This is a genomic window from Parabacteroides sp. AF14-59, from assembly GCF_003479515.1.
In the GTDB taxonomy this organism is placed as follows: domain Bacteria; phylum Bacteroidota; class Bacteroidia; order Bacteroidales; family Tannerellaceae; genus Parabacteroides; species Parabacteroides faecis.
In genome coordinates this window covers 505,324-521,838 of sequence record NZ_QUHH01000001.1, presented here as the reverse complement: position 1 = coordinate 521,838, position 16,515 = coordinate 505,324, and the positions used below count along the sequence as shown (strand labels likewise).

11 protein-coding genes and 2 tRNA genes are annotated in these 16,515 nt (G+C 44.6%); 9 read left to right on the top strand and 4 right to left on the bottom strand.

Features of this window, described 5'->3' with window-relative positions; translation table 11 throughout:
- Nucleotides 1–235: 235 nt before the first annotated feature.
- Both DWW23_RS02050 and DWW23_RS02045 read right to left on the bottom strand, forming a co-directional pair.
- A tRNA-Cys gene (locus tag DWW23_RS02050) sits at nt 236–307 on the bottom strand.
- Nucleotides 308–343: 36 nt separating this feature from the next.
- Nucleotides 344–415 (bottom strand) — tRNA-Cys (locus DWW23_RS02045).
- Between the two features lie 158 nt (nt 416–573).
- Here DWW23_RS02045 and rfbC point away from each other — a divergent pair.
- Nucleotides 574–1,134, top strand: a complete 561-nt coding sequence (gene rfbC / locus DWW23_RS02040; RefSeq protein WP_122351681.1) for a dTDP-4-dehydrorhamnose 3,5-epimerase — start codon at nt 574–576, stop codon at nt 1,132–1,134.
- 8 nt (nt 1,135–1,142) lie between these two features.
- Nucleotides 1,143–2,288 carry a dTDP-glucose 4,6-dehydratase gene (gene rfbB, locus DWW23_RS02035; RefSeq protein WP_122351608.1) on the top strand — a complete coding sequence of 382 codons (1,146 nt, stop codon included), beginning with the start codon at nt 1,143–1,145 and terminating at the stop codon, nt 2,286–2,288.
- On the opposite strand, the gene DWW23_RS02030 is transcribed toward rfbB, so the two are convergent.
- Nucleotides 2,283–5,582, bottom strand: a complete 3,300-nt coding sequence (locus DWW23_RS02030) for an AsmA-like C-terminal region-containing protein (protein ID WP_122351607.1) — start codon at nt 5,580–5,582, stop codon at nt 2,283–2,285. The two genes, rfbB and DWW23_RS02030, sit on opposite strands and share 6 nt — an antisense overlap.
- Nucleotides 5,583–5,669: 87 nt before the next feature.
- Here DWW23_RS02030 and DWW23_RS02025 point away from each other — a divergent pair, with 87 nt between their 5' ends.
- Nucleotides 5,670–6,554: a LysR family transcriptional regulator gene (locus DWW23_RS02025; protein ID WP_122351606.1), complete on the top strand. Its 885-nt coding sequence runs from the start codon at nt 5,670–5,672 to the stop codon at nt 6,552–6,554.
- A 2-nt stretch (nt 6,555–6,556) separates the two neighbouring features.
- On the opposite strand, the gene DWW23_RS02020 is transcribed toward DWW23_RS02025, so the two are convergent.
- Entirely contained in the window at nt 6,557–7,018 is a 462-nt protein-coding gene (locus DWW23_RS02020; RefSeq protein WP_122351605.1) for an Lrp/AsnC family transcriptional regulator, read from the bottom strand.
- Between the two features lie 178 nt (nt 7,019–7,196).
- Between DWW23_RS02020 and DWW23_RS02015 the strand changes: the two genes are divergently transcribed.
- The 6 genes from DWW23_RS02015 to DWW23_RS01990 all read left to right on the top strand — a co-directional run bounded on the left by DWW23_RS02015 (nt 7,197) and on the right by DWW23_RS01990 (nt 16,451).
- Complete coding sequence (locus tag DWW23_RS02015) at nt 7,197–8,483, top strand: O-acetylhomoserine aminocarboxypropyltransferase/cysteine synthase family protein (protein WP_122351604.1); 1,287 nt, start codon at nt 7,197–7,199, stop codon at nt 8,481–8,483.
- Nucleotides 8,484–8,610: 127 nt separating this feature from the next.
- Complete coding sequence (locus DWW23_RS02010; protein WP_122351603.1) at nt 8,611–9,552, top strand: YeiH family protein; 942 nt, start codon at nt 8,611–8,613, stop codon at nt 9,550–9,552.
- A gap of 130 nt (nt 9,553–9,682) precedes the next feature.
- Nucleotides 9,683–12,031, top strand: a complete 2,349-nt coding sequence (locus DWW23_RS02005; RefSeq protein ID WP_122351602.1) for a transglycosylase domain-containing protein — start codon at nt 9,683–9,685, stop codon at nt 12,029–12,031.
- Between the two features lie 130 nt (nt 12,032–12,161).
- A complete protein-coding gene (gene glpK / locus DWW23_RS02000; RefSeq protein ID WP_122351601.1) occupies nt 12,162–13,673 on the top strand; it encodes a glycerol kinase GlpK in 1,512 nt (503 codons plus the stop codon).
- Nucleotides 13,674–13,678: 5 nt separating this feature from the next.
- Complete coding sequence (locus tag DWW23_RS01995) at nt 13,679–14,416, top strand: MIP/aquaporin family protein (RefSeq protein ID WP_122351600.1); 738 nt, start codon at nt 13,679–13,681, stop codon at nt 14,414–14,416.
- Between the two features lie 97 nt (nt 14,417–14,513).
- Nucleotides 14,514–16,451, top strand: a complete 1,938-nt coding sequence (locus DWW23_RS01990) for a hypothetical protein (protein ID WP_122351599.1) — start codon at nt 14,514–14,516, stop codon at nt 16,449–16,451.
- Nucleotides 16,452–16,515 lie beyond the last annotated feature (64 nt).

The window sequence follows — 16,515 nt, the reverse complement described above, 5'->3', positions numbered from 1 at the left end:
AAGTTAATCATTTACTATGAACTGGACAATATATATTTGTTGGAGTGATTAATTCATTTGTTTTCGACGGCAAATGTAGAAGTCTCTGATTTAACCACAAAATATATTTCACAGACGACATTAAACAGCCATTGAACGGCGTAATTTCTTTTTGAGGAAGTTGATGGCAAACAAAATGGATATAATAACAAAACAGAAGGATTAGAAAATAACTTTCTAACCCTTCTGTTTCCAGAGGTTCCTGGCGGATTCGAACCGCCGTACATGGTTTTGCAGACCACTGACTAAGCCACTCATCCAAGGAACCAATATTTATTTATCGATAATCTGTTACTCTTTTTAGAGGTTCCTGGCGGATTCGAACCGCCGTACACGGTTTTGCAGACCGCTGACTAAGCCACTCATCCAAGGAACCAATTTGTTTCAAATAACGTCTTATCGTTTTGCGAGTGCAAAGAAAAGGATTATGTTTGGATTATGCAAATCTTTTTCATTCTTTTTGCAGGCGTTGATAGTTGCAGAACTAAGGAAAAAGAAGTTACTTTGTCTTCTGTTAGTTATAAAAATGAAAGGATGAATTATATTGAGACAGAAATCCCGGGTGTATGGATTATTGAACCTAAGGTTTTTAATGATGCACGGGGATATTTTATGGAAGCTTGGAAGAAAGAAGAGTTCGAGCAACATATCGGTAAAATAAATTTTATTCAGGATAATGAATCCTGTTCTTCCAGAGGAGTACTTCGTGGATTACATTACCAGTTGGCTCCTTATTCGCAGTCGAAGTTGGTACGGGTGATCACCGGACGTGTTCTGGATGTAGCGGTGGATATCCGTGTCGGTTCTCCGACATTCGGAAAATATGTAGCTGTCGAACTTTCAGCAGAGAATAAACGTCAGTTCTTTATTCCCCAGGGATTTGCTCATGGATTTCATGTATTGAGCGACGAAGCTGTATTTACTTATAAAGTAGATAATCCTTACATGCCGAGTCATGAAAGGGGACTTCGTTTTGATGATCCTTCGATTGGGGTCGATTGGAGGATTTCCGACACGGAAACTCTAACTTTGTCAGAGAAAGATACAAAAGCGCCTCTCTTAAGTGAGGCAGAATATAATTTTACATATAAATAATACGGACGATGAAGACTTATCTGGTTACGGGTGCCGCTGGTTTTATTGGTGCCAACTTTATCAAATATATGCTGGCAGAGCATCAGGATATAAAGATTGTAGTTCTCGACTTGCTTACTTATGCAGGTAATCTGGGTACAATAGCAGGAGATATCGATGGCAAACGTTGTGAGTTTGTAAAGGGGGATATCTGTGACCGTACGCTGGCTGATGAACTTTTTGCAAAGTATAATTTCGATTATGTAGTCAATTTTGCTGCAGAAAGCCATGTAGACCGTAGTATTGAAAATCCGCAGTTGTTTCTGGTGACGAATATTCTGGGAACACAAAACCTGCTGGACGCTGCGCGCAAAGCCTGGGTGACGGGAAAAGAGGAGACCGGTTATCCGCAGTGGCGTGAAGGTGTTCGTTTCCATCAGGTATCGACGGATGAGGTGTATGGCAGTCTTGGTGCGGAAGGTTATTTCCATGAAACGACTCCGCTCGACCCGAGAAGTCCGTATAGCGCTTCCAAGACCAGTGCCGATTTGTTTGTAAAGGCATATTCCGATACTTATAAAATGCCGGTAAGTATTACCCGTTGTTCCAACAACTATGGCCCCTATCATTTCCCGGAAAAGCTGATTCCGCTTATTATCAAAAATATTCTGGAAGGAAAATCTTTGCCGGTGTATGGCGACGGTACCAATGTTCGGGACTGGTTGTATGTGGAAGATCATTGTAAAGCTATCGATGCGGTTATTCATCGCGGTCGGGTAGGAGAAGTATATAATGTTGGCGGACATAACGAAAAGCAGAATATCGAGATTGTTAAACTGACCATTCAGACGATTCATCAGTTGATGACTGAACACCCCGAATATCGTCAGGTATTGAAGAAGAAAGAGATCGGTCCTGATGGAGAAATCAGGATCGACTGGATCAACGAAAGCCTGATCACTTTTGTGAAAGACCGTCTCGGACATGACCAGCGTTATGCTATCGATCCAACAAAGATCTCGGAAGAACTCGGCTGGACGCCTGAAACCAGTTTTGAAGTCGGTATTGTCAAAACAATCCGCTGGTATCTGGAAAACCAGCAATGGGTGGAAGAAATTACCGGTGGTGACTATATGAAATATTACGACCGGATGTATTCCGGCCGTGAGTTATAAAATACTGGCTTCTCCATCCGGAGGAGTCGCTGAATGATTTGAGGAGAGGCTGCTCACCAGTTCGGGAGCAGTCTCTTTTATTTGATTGCGTATCGATTCCCGTATCTCTTTCCGGATATTTGTCCGTGTGCTATCCAGTTCGGCTTCTTTAGCCGGTTTGAATAAATCTTTGTAACGGCATTTTACGATCTTGTATTTAAAATCGTCCAGGTTGCCGGTGATGTCTATTCCCAGTTTGAAAGGAACGGGCGACTTGAGTACGGATAAATGATAGTTGAATGTCATGTCCAGGTTATGTGTTCCTCCGACTGCCACTTTATATCTGTCCATTTCGACCAGAAAGGGGAATACTTCGATTTTATTGTCTTTGATGGCAAGGTCGACAGAGATACTGTCTATGACATTCCGTTTCTTATTTTTGAACATAAGCGTCTTGGATATTTCCGTAAAAGTCTCGCCATCGAGCAGTACCATATTTTCTCCATGCAGATAGCAGGCTGAATTTAAAGAAGGGAGATCGAGTGACATTACCGAATCCATTTTACAAGTAGCTGTTATCTGGCAGTCTACTACCCCCTCAAAAGAACGTAACATAGGGACCAGGGTATCGATGGCAGGATATAACCCGATCAGTTTCTCGACCATCACATTTTCCATATCAATATCGAAACCGGCAGAAGCACCGCTCTCATCTTTAGCTGTGTAGAACATGGTCATATGTCCACGACCGATATTCGAATCCATCTTGAGGTTACTGAGGTTGATGCTTTGATCACGGATGATCACTTCACCGAGAACGTTACTAAGTTCGACATCTTTGAAATCTATCTTTTTTGCATCTGTGTGAAGCGTCATATCCAGATAGGCCGGGATAACGAATACGCGGTCTGTTGTGTCTAACGTTGCTGTAGCAATGGAATCCTGTAATGTATGGGTATCCATTGTGACTAGATTTTCTTCGTCAATAACTGACTGGTCGGTAGTTGCGGAATGTAGCTCTGTATATTGCATGCCTGAGTTCATCGCTTTCATCAGCTGGTTGCAGTCGATATAGTCGGATGTCAGGGAGAAGTTTCCTTGTAATTTCCCTCCGCGTAACATCGCCTGGCGAATACGTTTTATTTCTCCGTTCAGCATGAAATCGCTTTTACCCAGATGCAGGTGAGCATTGGTAAGGGTAATATTGTTGGTATTGAACTTCATGGTGGTTTGGTCCATTTTCATGGGAACGGGTAAAAGACGGCTGAATCCGCGCATTTTGTTGAAAGAAAGACTGCCACGGACTTCCCAACGGCGTAATAACTGTGTCGTTACATCAGTCGTGTCTGTCTGTGTCTGGTCAGGTGTTCTTGGACGGCGCGTACGTGTCGCTCTTGCGGTTGTGGTATGGGTAGTCGTATCGGTCCGTGCCAGCCAGCGTTGACGTATTGCATCGCGGTAGGGGAGTGCTTCTATATTAAATGTATTTCCGGAAAGGATCATTCCGGTACGCATCGGTAGAATGAAATAACGAAGGGTATCGACTGAGATGGTAGCACCGGCAGTCGGTATACGTTTGTTGGATGCGGATGATTTGATCCCCCCTTTCATGACTGTTTGTCCGGCAACCAGCCATACGGAATCGGGGAGGCGGGTACGCAGATAGTCAAATTTCAGTTGAGCAGTCATTGGGATAACAGCCGTCGTATCTATGACAGGAGATGTTTTTGCCTGTATAGTCAATCGGCTGATGTTTGTACTGATTGCATCCTGGTATTTGATGTTCAGGCTATCGACCGATAAAGTCATACTTAACAGATCTTTATTTTCCAGATAAGAACTGCTTAGCTGTGTCGAGTCGACCGAGAAACCGGCATTAGTAATAAAAACATCCATTCCCAACGGCTTGCTATAGGCTTTCAACGTATCAATGTTCAAACGGCCGGAAGCATGTACTTTCCCGTATTGGCTGTTCAATAGATCGTCGACATTGAATGATGCGGAAAGGTCGGCATCCATAGCTCCCTGAAGGAGCAATGTGTCCGGGTTCAGGAACTCTTTTGCTAGCCGTGTAAAATCGATCTTTCCTTTTATATTCGCATCTATATTGGGGGACGTCAGCAGGTTGGTGACTTTTCCGCTCATGTCCAGGGAGGTTGTCAGACCTTTTAATGTCAGTTGTTCCAATGACATGAAAGAAGAGTCGGGATACATACCGTTCAGGTGAAGATCCATATCCATCTGTATGGTGTCGATCCCTTGTTTGAGACCTTTGACGTGATAGGAGCCATTCTCTATTTTGCAGCATAGGTTTACAGAGGGCACAATGCTGTCGCCGAGGTAACCATGTATGTTGCCTTCCACAACGATTGCTCCTTTTGCCAGTGTTTTTTCTCTGTTCTGAAAATAAGCATCGGGAATGAATTTCAGCAAATCGTTCATGTCAGATACTTTGAGCCCTACCTCCATGTCTATTTTAGTCTGTTTTAGCGGAGGTACACTGCTGACAGAGCCGTTAGCCGTAAAAGGCAGGTCGTTTACCAGTAGTTCGGCATCGTTCAATGTGATTGTATTGAAGTTGTCAGAAAGTAAGAGCTGGCTTTTTAGTTTTAATGCCAGTTTGTTTTCCAATGTATAAGTCGGGCTGCTGAACAAGATGGAGGTAGAACCTGTTTCAATATCCAGTTTGTTTTTTCCGTTGGTTAGTGAGCCGTCGAGATTGAGGAAAAAGCCATTGATTTCGGCAAATAAATCTGCTTCATGGTCGTCGTAAGTGAAACGGCCGTTTGAGATACGGACTTTTTGCAGGTCGATAGGAGGCAACGGTTTTTTGTCAGTCTCGGCAGAATCCGTTTCGCTGGAATAAATATCCCAGTTAGCCGCTCCTTTTTTATTGACATATCCATAGAAGCGGGGTTCATCAATGCTGATCTCGCCTATGGTTATTTTGCCGCCGAAAAGGTAGTCGGTCGGTCGGAGGGAGATGACAGCCGTTTTGAATGCAAGTAACGAATCGGAGGAGATAGCCAGTTTTTCTTTATGTGCTGTAGAGTCTTCTGCTGCATGTGAGATCAGATGACCGTTCGTAAGCCGGATGCCCAGATGCGGGTATGTTTCGAAATAAGTCAGTTCGATCCGTTCGCAATCCAGGTGGGCATCGAGAAATTTATTAGTCTGTTCGATGACAAGCGGGGTCAGTTTCTCCGGTGGGAGGACACCCCAATTCAGAATGCTGAACCCGATACCCGGAAGGATAAAGAACAGGGTAACGGCGATAACGATAATGGTTGTAACTAATTTTTTATTGATCTTCATATTGTCTTCATGTATTGGTCATACAAAAGTATGTAAATAAACCCATATCTTTGTACCTGATAAGTTTATTTAAAAGAATATAGGAATATGGATTTTCGTCTGAAGGTATTTTACAGCGTAGCGACTAACCTGAGCTTTACGAAAGCGTCAAAAGAGTTGTATATAAGTCAACCTGCTATAAGTAAGCATATTCATGAGTTGGAAATGCAATATAAGATGCCTCTGTTCGACCGTACAGGCAGCCGTATCATGTTGACGCGGGCCGGAGAACTGTTGTTGTCGCATACCAATACGCTGCTTGCCGCTTACCGGCAACTGGACTTCGAGATGAATCTGCTGACCGATAATATATGTGGCGACCTGCGCCTGGGGGCCAGTACTACGATCGCCCAATATGTTTTACCACCTATATTATCTACTTTTATCAGGAAGTTCCCCGATATTCGTGCTTCTTTACTGAACGGTAACAGCCATGATATTGAAAAGGCTTTGTGTGAGGGTAAAATCACTTTGGGGCTGGTGGAAGGAAATGCCCGCCAAAGTTCTCTTCATTATACGCCTTTTATGAAAGACGAATTGGTTGTGATTACGCATACCGGTAGTAAACTGGCTCATTTTGAAGAACTGTCGCTGGAACAACTTTGCACACTTCCGCTGGTACTCCGGGAAAATGGTTCCGGAACATTGGCGGTTTTGGAATCAACGCTTGCCGAACATCAGATCAAATTATCGCAGTTAAATGTGCTGATGCAGTTAGGGAGTACCGAAAGTATCAAGTTATTTCTTGAAAACTCGGATGCTTTGGCTATCGTATCGGTGCGTGCCGTTACCCGCGAGTTGATGTCAGGTACCTTGAAAGTGATCGATATCACGAATTTTTCTGCCGAACGTATGTTCTCCTTTGTACAATTGCAGGGGCAAAGCGGAGGGTTGGAAGAAAGTTTTATCCGGTATATGCAGGCATATAAATGATATCAGATATGGATGCCGTAATCATGTTTCACTTCATCCATCACAAAAGTACTTTCCAGCGATCCGAGACTGTCGATTGTCCCCAGAACGTTTAGGATAAACTCCTGATAGTATTTCATATTGGGAGCATGTATCTTTAGCAGGTAATCGTAACTGCCCGATATGTTGTAACATTCGGTTACCTCAGGAATATCTTGTATGACTCGTGTGAAATCGGTCGCTATTTCTTTGTTGAGCTTACTGAGTTTGACGCGGCAAAAGACGACAAAACCCAAATTCAGTTTTTCTGCATCCAATACGGCAATGTACTTTTTTATATACCCTCCGTTCTCCAGGCGTCTGAGGCGTTCGAAGACAGGTGTCGACGAAAGGTTTACCCGGGCGGCAAGCTCTTTGGTCGTTAGTCGTGCATTTTCTTGTAGCGTACGGAGGATTTGTAAATCCTTTTTATCCAGAGTCTCCATAGAATAAAATTCTTTTATCTGATCTTTTTTAATTGTTGTCTGGTTCGTTTATTCTGTATGATACTGCAAAAATAGGGTTATTTTCTGTATTTATGATATTTCTTGTTTGATATTTCCGTGTATGATAACTTTGCTGGAAAATAATTCAATAATAACTCAAACTAAAAAGAATAAGATCATGGCAAAAAGAGAATTACATTTCGAGACATTACAGCTTCATGTAGGGCAGGAACAGGCTGATCCGGCAACAGATTCACGTGCAGTGCCCATTTATCAGACAACTTCTTATGTATTCCATAACTCGGCACATGCCGCTGCCCGTTTCGGTTTGCAGGATCCGGGTAATATATACGGACGTCTGACCAATTCGACACAAGGTGTTTTCGAGCAACGTGTAGCCGCTCTTGAAGGGGGCGTGGCCGGGTTGGCTGTAGCTTCCGGTGCGGCTGCTATTACATATGCATTTGAAAACATTGCCCGTGCCGGTGACCATATTGTCGCTGCTAAAACTATTTATGGGGGAAGTTATAACCTGCTGGCACATACGTTGCCTACTTATGGGATAACAGCGACCTTTGTCGATCCTGCCGATCTGTCGAATTTCGAGAAAGCTATTCAACCGAATACGAAGGCTATTTTCATCGAGACTCTCGGAAATCCGAATTCCAATATTATAGATATAGAAGTTGTTGCTGATATCGCTCATCGTCATCAAATCCCTTTGATCGTCGATAATACTTTCGGTACTCCTTATCTGATACGCCCGATCGAGTACGGTGCTGATATTGTGGTACATTCTGCAACAAAGTTTATAGGTGGTCACGGAACATCGTTAGGTGGTGTGATTGTTGATTCCGGTAAATTCGACTGGGTAGCCTCCGGTAAATTCCCACAACTGACGGAACCGGATCCGAGTTATCATGGTGTACGTTTCGTCGATGCAGCAGGTCCGGCGGCGTATGCGACCCGTATTCGCGCCATCTTACTGCGTGATACAGGGGCTTGCATCAGTCCTTTCAATGCATTCATTTTATTACAAGGACTGGAAACGCTTTCATTACGTGTGGAACGTCATGTGGAAAATGCCCTGAAGGTTGTGAATTTTCTGAAAGACCATCCGAGAGTGAAAAAAGTGAATCATCCGTCATTGCCGGATCATCCTGACCATGCTTTATACAAGCGGTATTTCCCGAAAGGTGGCAGTTCTATTTTTACCTTTGAAATAAAGGGAGGACAAAAGGAAGCGCACCGTTTCATCGACAGCCTGGAGATTTTCTCTTTGTTGGCAAACGTTGCCGATGTTAAATCCCTTGTTATTCATCCGGCAAGTACGACACACTCGCAACTTAGTGCCGAAGAACTTGCCGATCAGGAAATCTATCCGGGAACAGTTCGTTTATCGATCGGAACAGAGCATATAGATGATTTGCTTGCAGATCTGGAGGAAGCGCTTGCTAAAATCTGAACAATTGGAAAGAGGGGAATGTTATAACTTCAAGTTATCAGCTATTCCATAATGTGATTGGTACGATATCTTTTTTAAGTTTACCTTTGCGCCATCAAAAATAAAGGATAACTAAGATATTATAGTAATGAATACAATTGAACAAGTACTTACGAAGTATAACAAACCTCTTTTCATTCTTCTTTTTATTTTTTGTCTGATGCCTTTTGTTTCACCTGCAGTTGCCCTGTTCCTGGGGCTTGCGCTGGGAATGACAGCCGGACAACCTTTCCCGAAATTCAGTAAGAAGACTTCTAAATATTTATTGCAGTTCTCTGTCGTTGGTCTGGGATTCGGAATGAATCTGCATGAATCGCTGAGAACGGGAAAAGAAGGGATGCTTTTCACTGTTGTGTCGGTTGTTGCAGTTTTGGCGTTAGGTATGTATCTGGGTAAAAGGTTGATGATGGATCGTAAAACGGCCTATCTGATCTCTGCCGGGACTGCTATTTGCGGAGGAAGTGCTATTGCAGCCGTTGCACCGGTAGTGAAAGCCAATGATAACGAGATGTCGATGTCGTTAGGGACTATTTTTATTCTAAATGCGATTGCGTTGTTTATCTTTCCGCCTATCGGTCATTTACTGGGATTAAGCCAGGAACAGTTTGGTATGTGGGCGGCTATTGCCATACATGATACAAGCTCGGTGGTAGGAGCCGGTGCCGCTTATGGTGAACAAGCGCTTGAAATAGCAACGATGGTTAAGTTGACGCGGGCGTTATGGATCATTCCGGTGACAATTGCTACTATGTTTATTTTCAAACAGAAAGGTGCGAAGATCAGTATCCCCTGGTTTATCTTTTTCTTTATTTTGGCTATGGTGGCAAATACCTTCCTGACAATTCCTGAAACGATAACGAGTTCGTTGGTCTGGTTGGCAAAGAAAGGGTTGACAGTTACTCTGTTTCTGATCGGGGCGGGGCTATCGAGAAAAGTAATTAAGCAGGTCGGAGTTCGTCCGATGGTTCAGGGAGTTATTCTTTGGATATTTATCGGATTGATCAGTTTAGGGGTAATAATGTTGGTTTAATTGTTTTTTATTACCTTTGCCCCTCAAAAGTTGACAGTTGACAGTTGATGATTGACAGTAAGAAATGGTTACGACCTGCCGGCTGTTATTTATCAACTGTCAACTGTCAGTTGTCAACTGATTAAATATTATGGCTTCAAAAGTAACAAAAGGCATTATAATTTCGTTTTGGGTGCTGTTCGTTGCAGTAGTAGGGACTGTGTTCCTGTTGTTTACAGCTATTGCAAATGGTTCGATCGGGTATATGCCCCGTGTGGAACAGTTGGAAAATCCTATCGACAAGTTCGCTTCCCAGATCATTTCTGCAGATGGAAAAACGTTGGGTAGTTATGCGCATAGTCAGGATAACCGTATTATGGCAAATTACAAAGACCTTTCGCCCGACCTGGTGAAAGCCCTGATCGCTACTGAAGATATCCGTTTTGCAGAACATAGCGGTATCGATGCACAGGGATTGTTCCGTGCTGTTGTGAAACGTGGTCTTTTGATGCAGAAGAGTGGTGGAGGCGGTAGTACCATCACCCAACAGTTAGCTAAGCAGCTTTTCTCACCAAGTGCTGACAATTTTATGGAACGTCTGTTCCAGAAGCCGATCGAATGGGTAATAGCCGTTCAGTTGGAACGTAATTATACGAAGGAAGAGATCGTCAGCATGTATCTGAATAAATTTGACTTCCTGTATAATGCGGTTGGTATTCAATCGGCTGCACGTGTCTATTTTGGAACGACTCCTAAGAATCTGAAAATAGAAGAAGCCGCGACACTGGTCGGAATGTGTAAAAACCCTTCTTATTTCAATCCGAAGCGTCAGAATGAACGTACACGCGGACGCCGTAATACAGTGTTGGAACAAATGGAAAAAGCCGGTTATATTTCACGTGCTGAATGTGATTCGTTAAAGGCATTACCATTGACTCTTCGTTTCAGTCGTATGGATCACAAGGATGGTCCGGCTCCTTACTTCCGTGAATATTTGCGTATTCTGATGACACGGAATAAACCGGATCGCAGTGAGTACAGAGGATGGCAGAAACAGCAATTTTATGAAGATTCTCTGGCTTGGGAAACCAATCCGCTGTATGGCTGGTGTAACAAGAATAAGAAAGCTGTGGACGGTAAGTATTATAATCTCTATACGGATGGTTTGAAAATATATACAACGATTGATTCCCGTATGCAGCAGTATGCGGAAGAAGCCGTTCGCGAACATTTCAGTAAAGATTTGCAACCTGCTTTCTTCCAGGCTAACAAAAAGAAGAAACAGGCTCCTTTCTCCATAGACCTTCGTCCGGGCGAAGTAGATACCATTATGATGCGTGCTATGCATCAGACCGATCGTTACCGGGCCATGAAAAAGGCTGGAGAGAAGGAGGATGAGATACGTAAAGTGTTCAATACACCTGTTGATATGCGTGTGTTTTCATGGAGCGGACCGATCGATACGATTATGTCGCCGATGGATTCTATCCGTTACCATAAAAGTTTCCTGCGTACTGGTTTTATGTCGATGGACCCGCGTACCGGTTATGTAAAAGCCTATGTAGGTGGTATCGATTATAATGACTTTCAGTATGATATGGTGAATGGCGGACGTCGTCAGATTGGTTCGACCATTAAGCCATTCCTTTATTCGCTGGCTATGATTGAGGGGTTCAGCCCGTGTGATGAAATGTTGCATGTGCAAAATACCTATTTTGATGAGAATGGTATCCCCTGGTCTCCACGTAATGCCAGTGCTAAACGGGTTGGTGAACAGGTTTCTATTCAATGGGGCTTACAGAATTCGGATAACTGGGTGACGGCATGGCTGATGAGCCAGATGTCTCCTTATACATTCGTGCGCTTGCTTCACTCTTTTGGTTTGAAGAATCAGATGGATCCCGTGATCTCGATTTGTCTCGGTACACCGGACGTCTCGGTCAGTGAGATGGTAAGTGGCTATTCCGTCTTTGCGAATAAAGGTATTCGTTCGGAACCGATTTATGTGACCCGTATCGAGGACTCCTATGGAAACACGATTGCCAGCTTTAATTCTCAGATGAGCGAGGTGTTGACAGAAGATGCTTCTTATAAAATGCTTCATATGTTGAAGAATGTGATCGATGGGGGAACAGGCGGCCGTATCCGTTTCCGTTATGGGATCAAGGCTCCTATGGGCGGTAAGACCGGTACGACGCAAAACAACTCCGACGGTTGGTTCATGGCTTTTACACCCAGCCTGGTCTCGGGATGTTGGGTCGGTGGCGAAGAACGTTCTATCCACTTCGATCGTTTGTCGGAAGGACAGGGAGCAAGTATGGCGTTGCCTATCTATGGTTTGTTCATGCAGAAAGTATATGCCGACAAGACGCTCGGCTATTCGGAAGAGGAAGATTTTGATGTTCCAGAGCAATATGCCGATCCTTGTAAAACAGCGACAGAGGAAGAACGCAAGAGTATTCCGACAGATGTCGGCGGTATCGATAAAATGTTTGAATAGCAGATTGGATTACTTGAAATACAACTCCCGCAAATCTAAATTATTTATTAGATTTGCGGGAGTTCCTTTTTTAGGATAAACTGAACTTATTCCTAAGGAAAGTGGTTTACTGATTATAAAGTGATATAACATGAATTTCAGACACAAATATGTATTGGCAATCGATCAGGGAACGACAACTTCCCGGGCCATCCTGTTTAATCGTCAGGGACAGGTCATCACACTCTCCCAGAAAACATTCCAGCAGTACTTTCCTAAGCCGGGTTGGGTGGAGCACGATCCGAACGAAATCTGGTATACACAATCGCTTGCGATCAAGGAGGCGATGGCAAAAGCCGACGTAACGGATACCCATATTGCCTGTATAGGCATTGCCAACCAACGAGAGACAACGATCGTCTGGGATCGTGAGACGGGTTTTCCTGTCTACAATGCGATCGTGTGGCAGGATCGTCGTACGGCTGATTATTGTGAGGAGCTGAAGGCGGAAGGTTATTCCGATTTTATCCAGCAAAAGACAGGATTGGTGATAGATGCTTACTTTTCGGCAACCAAAGTCAAGTGGATACTGGATCATGTAAAAGGTATTCGTGAACGGGCGGAGCGGGGAGAACTTTGTTTCGGAACGGTCGATTCCTGGCTGGTCTGGAAACTGACGCGGGGATCGCAGTTCATAACCGATGTTACGAATGCTTCCCGGACCATGTTATTTAATATAAATACCTTGCAGTGGGACCAGGAGTTGCTCGATCTGTTTACGATCCCGTCTTCCATGCTGCCGGAGGTTAAGAGCAGCAGTGAGGTGTATTGCGAGACATCTACACCGATATTTAAGACCGGTATTCCGGTTTCCGGAATGGCGGGTGACCAGCAGGCGGCTTTGTTCGGCCAGTTATGCCTGGAAGAAGGAATGATGAAGACGACCTACGGGACCGGTTGTTTTATGATCGTAAATATCGGGGACAAGCCGGTACTTTCACAGAATAACCTGTTGACGACGATTGCCTGGAAGTTAGGCGATAAGGTAACGTATGCACTTGAAGGAAGCGTGTTTGTCGGTGGTGCAGCTATCCAGTGGCTTCGTGACGGTATCGGGTTGATCCCGAATGCCCCGGTGACTGAACAGATGGCAAAATCGGTTCCCGACAACGGCGGTGTCTATTTTGTTCCGGCATTGACTGGTTTAGGAGCCCCTTACTGGGACCAGTATGCACGTGGTGCGATCATAGGCATAACCCGGGGCACGACGGCAGCGCACCTGACACGTGCAGCTTTGGAAGGTATTTGTTATCAGGTATACGACGTCCTGATCGCGATGGAGAATGATATTCATGCCAAACCAAAGGAGATCCGTGTGGATGGCGGTGCGATTGCGAATAATTTCCTGATGCAGTTCCAGGCAGATATCAGCCGGTGTCCCGTGGTGCGTCCCAGCATCATTGAAACAACGGCTTTAGGAGCCGCTTATCTCGCGGGACTGGCTGTGAACTATTGGAAAGATATGGATGAACTGAAAGAACAATGGTCGCTCGATACCATATTTACTGCCAAGATGAAGCCTGAAACAGCTCTGGCTTTGCTGACAGACTGGCATAAGGCTGTCGGCCGGACGATGAATTGGGCGATGGACAGCGAAATATAAAAGAGATGACACCTTTTTTTGCAGAATTTATAGGGACGATGTTGCTTCTCCTGATGGGAGGAGGCGTGGTTGCCAATGTTTGCCTGGCGAAGACCAAAGGGTATGGTGCCGGGTGGCTGGCTATCACTACGGCCTGGGCGTTAGGTGTCTTTATCGGGGTCGTTGTGGCAGGACCTTATAGCGGTGCCCATCTAAACCCTGCCGTTTCGATAGGTTTGGCGATCGGGGGTACTTTTCCGTGGAGCGAAGTGCCTGTTTATATCCTTGCGCAGTTTTTGGGGGCAGCAGCCGGAGCTTTGATTGTCTGGCTCGTTTATAAAGATCATTTTGATGCGACGGATGATCAGGGAATAAAACTGGGGGTCTTCTGTACGAATCCGGCTATTAGTAATCCGTTGATCAATTTCCTGACGGAGATGGTGGGAACATTTGTCCTGATGTTTGTCGTTTTCTATATAACGGATGGAGAACTGACCTACGACAGTAACAGTACTTTACCTATAGGACTGGGGTCGGTGGGAGCTATTCCGGTTGCTTTTACCGTTTGGGTGATCGGACTTTCGTTAGGTGGCCCGACGGGATACGCCATTAATCCGGCACGTGACCTGGCTCCCCGTTTTATGCACATGATTCTCCCGATCAAAGCAAAAGGAAGCAGCCACTGGGAATATGCCTGGATCCCCGGAAGTGCACCGCTTGTAGGATCTGCCCTGGCTGCGATGTTTTATTATGTGCTGAAATAGAGTATCGAAGCTCTTTTATTTTATACATAAAAGTGGTATATTCGTGGTATTATTCCGAAAGAGGAATGACAACCAGATTCAACTTAAGTATATTGAAATGAGAATAGCCACTTTGATTTTAGCCCTTTGTCTGATACTGTCCGGATGTGGAAATCATAATAGCCCAGGTGACCAAACCGTTTTGTCTCCGGATTCATTGTCTGAATTTCATAATCGGGCGCAATTACTGTTTGATGAAGCCCGTGAACAACAGCAAGGAGAAAATTACTCCGCAGCCATATCCGCTTATCAACAACTCATCTCTCTGGAACCGGAGGATGATGACATGAAGCCGGTCGTCGCTTTGATGGACGATGGATTTCTGCAATTGGTCTATTGCTATATCTTTGCCGGGCAACGGAAGGATGGAGCTGATTATTTCAACCGTGTATATAAAGAAAAGAAACTTTGGTTTGTACTGAATCATCCTCGTAGTGTGGAAATCTGTACAGCTTATTCCCTCTATGAAGCTACACGTCTGGAAGAAGCCGTTGCTTTGGTGGACCGTGCCTTATCCCGCGAGGAGGAAGGCAGAAAAAATGAACAGCTTTACGTGGACAACGGAATTGCCTCCGTCATTTACAATCAGGCTGGTGAAATACGTAAAGCGATTAGTTGTGGAGAACGGAGTCTGGAGATCATAAAAACTCTGGAAGATCAGTCAAAGATCGTATTCGTATTGGGAAATCTGATCTATCAATATCAGCAGATTGGCGAATTTGAAAAAGCTCTTGCTGTTTATGATGCTTTATTGGTATCCGGTGAGGGGGAAAAGAATCCTTACGGACTATGTGCTGCCGAGACTAACATAGTTCATCTTTATGACGAATGGGGATTGGAGGAAGAAGTGACGGTTCATCTCGATAAGGCCCGTGAGGCTGCCGAACGGAGCGGTGTTCCCGATGCTTTCCTGCGGGTGGATAACTTGTCGGTTTATTATACCCTTCAAAGTGAGGAATATGATAAAGCCCGTGTTTTACTGGATAGCATGCAGGTTCGTATACCGGACCGTTCACAAAATTCGTTTTATCATGAGTTTTATGATAATTATGCCTGTATCCTGGCTGTAGGTGAAACGAAGGGGAAAGATCTTCAGGCGGTTATCAGGGCACGAGAATTGATCGGACAGCTGAAAGATAAACCACTGAACAACCTGTCGGTCCTGACTTATCGTTTGTTGGGTGATGTTTTGGCCGAAGGTGGAGAGCGGGAATTGGCGATTGATGCTTATCTGGCTTGTACAGATTATATTCAAAAGAATCAATTGGTCAATCAGCAACGCCTGGTTTATTATGCATTGGGAAGATTGTACGCAGAAACAAAGCGCCCGGACGAATCTTCCCGTTATCTTTTGATGGCTCACCAGGCTGGACTGGTATTCACAGAGCGACGGAATGCCGGACTGATGTCGCAGTTCCGGGTCAGATATGAAACGAGGGAAAAGGAACAGGATAACCGGTTGTTACGTTCTGAACTGCAACTACAGAAACGTACCACGCAATATTATGTACTGATCGGTATAGTATCCTTTCTGCTGGGTACGGCTTTCTTGCTTTGGTTGATCCTGCGCCATCGTGCTTTGCGGTTGCGCCATGAGTCGAATCTTCGTCAGATGTTAGCCGAGTGGCAAAATATGAACCGTAAAAACGAGGAACTCCGTTTGCAGATAGAAAAGGCTGATGCCCAACATACCATGCAGGAGGTGATCAACAGTCTGTCTCCCCGTCTACTGACTAACGAAGAAGAACAGGAGTTCCGGCGTCAGTTCTGTCTTCTATATCCATCCTTCCTGTCGGGGTTGAGGAAGGTTTGTCCCACAGTGACTCGTAGTGAGGAATTGTTGGCGATGCTTGTCCGCCTGCATCTATCCTCCGATGAAATAGCGTTCGCTTTAGGAAATAACCGGGCAAGTGTGAATACATCCCGTTTCCGTTTCCGGAAGAAGCTGGGACTTGAAAAGGAGGTATCGCTGGAAGATTATATAGACAGTCTCTGAAAAATTATAAATCAGAGCCTTATTCTTTACAGTTGCAATTGTCTATTGAATTGTCTATTGCCGT

Bases quoted from the DNA above. Each gene is read 5' to 3' on its own strand.
- rfbC (WP_122351681.1), top strand. From the start codon at position 574: ATGAATTATATTGAGACAGAAATCCCGGGTGTATGGATTATTGAACCT.
- rfbB (WP_122351608.1), top strand. From the start codon at position 1,143: ATGAAGACTTATCTGGTTACGGGTGCCGCTGGTTTTATTGGTGCCAAC.
- DWW23_RS02030 (WP_122351607.1), bottom strand. From the start codon at position 5,582: ATGAAGATCAATAAAAAATTAGTTACAACCATTATCGTTATCGCCGTT.
- DWW23_RS02025 (WP_122351606.1), top strand. From the start codon at position 5,670: ATGGATTTTCGTCTGAAGGTATTTTACAGCGTAGCGACTAACCTGAGC.
- DWW23_RS02020 (WP_122351605.1), bottom strand. From the start codon at position 7,018: ATGGAGACTCTGGATAAAAAGGATTTACAAATCCTCCGTACGCTACAA.
- DWW23_RS02015 (WP_122351604.1), top strand. From the start codon at position 7,197: ATGGCAAAAAGAGAATTACATTTCGAGACATTACAGCTTCATGTAGGG.
- DWW23_RS02010 (WP_122351603.1), top strand. From the start codon at position 8,611: ATGAATACAATTGAACAAGTACTTACGAAGTATAACAAACCTCTTTTC.
- DWW23_RS02005 (WP_122351602.1), top strand. From the start codon at position 9,683: ATGGCTTCAAAAGTAACAAAAGGCATTATAATTTCGTTTTGGGTGCTG.
- glpK (WP_122351601.1), top strand. From the start codon at position 12,162: ATGAATTTCAGACACAAATATGTATTGGCAATCGATCAGGGAACGACA.
- DWW23_RS01995 (WP_122351600.1), top strand. From the start codon at position 13,679: ATGACACCTTTTTTTGCAGAATTTATAGGGACGATGTTGCTTCTCCTG.
- DWW23_RS01990 (WP_122351599.1), top strand. From the start codon at position 14,514: ATGAGAATAGCCACTTTGATTTTAGCCCTTTGTCTGATACTGTCCGGA.